This window comes from Cloacibacterium sp. Arc13 (assembly GCF_041431305.1).
In the GTDB taxonomy this organism is placed as follows: domain Bacteria; phylum Bacteroidota; class Bacteroidia; order Flavobacteriales; family Weeksellaceae; genus Cloacibacterium; species Cloacibacterium caeni_B.
This window is the reverse complement of the sequence record NZ_JASMRM010000034.1, coordinates 1-1,440: the sequence shown is the minus strand read 5'-3', so window position 1 is coordinate 1,440 and position 1,440 is coordinate 1. Positions and strand designations below refer to the sequence as shown.

The following is a 1,440-nucleotide window of genomic DNA, read 5'->3' as shown; positions in this document are numbered from 1 at the left end:
TGTCACGTCCTAAAAAAAGTTTACACTTTTTATATTAATACTAAAATTCGTTTACAGTTCAAATATAATTCTAAAATAGATTTACAACCTCCTTTTTTTTGTAATAATTTTTCCATTTACAATCTCCCTTTTTAAGTTCCTTTGAGTGAACTTTTTCTGGAGTTATATATCCAATGCTCATATGAGGTCTTTCATTGTTATAAATTCTAATTACAGCATCTAGTAATTCTTTTGCTTGACTATAGTTTTCAACCTCATAATTGTTTAAATATTCTTCTTTTAAAATTCCATTTACACGTTCTGCAATAGCATTTTCAAGAGGGTCTCCATTCTCCGTCATGCTAATTTGTATATTATAATCCTGTAATAGGTTTACATATTTTTGACTACAATACTGTACTCCTCTGTCTGAATGATGCGTTATGGGCAAATGGCTCTCTGCCCCTTCAAAGGCAGAGAGAGCCATTTGTAATGCTTTTACACTATGCTCTGCTTCCAGTGTTTGAGACAAACAATGTCCAACTATTTTCCTGCTGTAAGCGTCTGTTACTAAATGAATATAAAGCACCTTATTTTTTGTTTTCCAATACGTTATATCACTCACAAACAATTCATTAGGTCTAGAAGCGGAAAATCCTTTTATTAGATTTGGATATTTTTTTAACCAATGATGAGATTGCGTTGTTTTTATTAACCTTTTTCTGCGTCTAATCAACAAGTTATTCACAGATAATAAATTAAATAAGGCATCTCTTCCCATTTTGATTTGATGCTCATGCATAAAACATTCCAACATAACATAAAGCTTTCTAGTTCCTATTCTTGGGTTCTGTCTTCTTATTTTAAGAACTTCTGTTATAATCAATTCATGTTCTAATTCTGTGTCAATATTCCGCTCAAAATATTGGTAATATGCCTGTCTTGTTACACCAAACAATCGGCATATTTTGCTTAATCCTAAGTTAGGTTTACGCTCTTTCATTTTGAAGATGGTTTGGTATTGGACTTTTTTCTTATATTGATTTTTAGCTCTTTTTCAGCAACTTCAATCATCATTTCCAAAGCGGTAGCTCGTAATTCTGAATTAACCAATGCCTGTTCTAATTGCTTGATTTTTTCTTTCATTTGAAGCTCTTCTATAGTTTGTTTGGAATCTCTTTTAGCCATAATATCAGTTTTATTTATAGCTAATTTACTGTATTTTGGTTCAATTTCATAGCCTAATTGACGCATCCATCGTAATATCTGACCGTGTTCCTCTTTCTCGCCTGTATATTTTTCCCAAATATCTCGCTTTTTGCATTTTGTTAATAGGTACTCTTCAACTATTTGTTGCCGCTCAGATAAAGTAAATTCACTAGGCCTTTTTAATCCTAAAATAATTTGTCGTTTGTTCATTCTTTTACACTTTTTTGTGTAAAGCTATTTTAGGACAAGACA

The 1,440-nt window shown here is 31.3% G+C and carries 2 protein-coding genes; both read right to left on the bottom strand.

The features are described 5' to 3' along the window. Positions 1-70: 70 nt before the first annotated feature. Entirely contained in the window at positions 71-982 is a 912-nt protein-coding gene (locus QO190_RS13200; protein ID WP_371463844.1) for an IS3 family transposase, read from the bottom strand. Then, positions 979-1,398, bottom strand: coding sequence for a hypothetical protein (locus QO190_RS13195; RefSeq protein ID WP_371463846.1), 420 nt, complete (start codon positions 1,396-1,398; stop codon positions 979-981). The genes QO190_RS13200 and QO190_RS13195 overlap by 4 nt, the downstream gene beginning before the upstream one ends. Between the last annotated feature and the right edge of the window lie 42 nt (positions 1,399-1,440).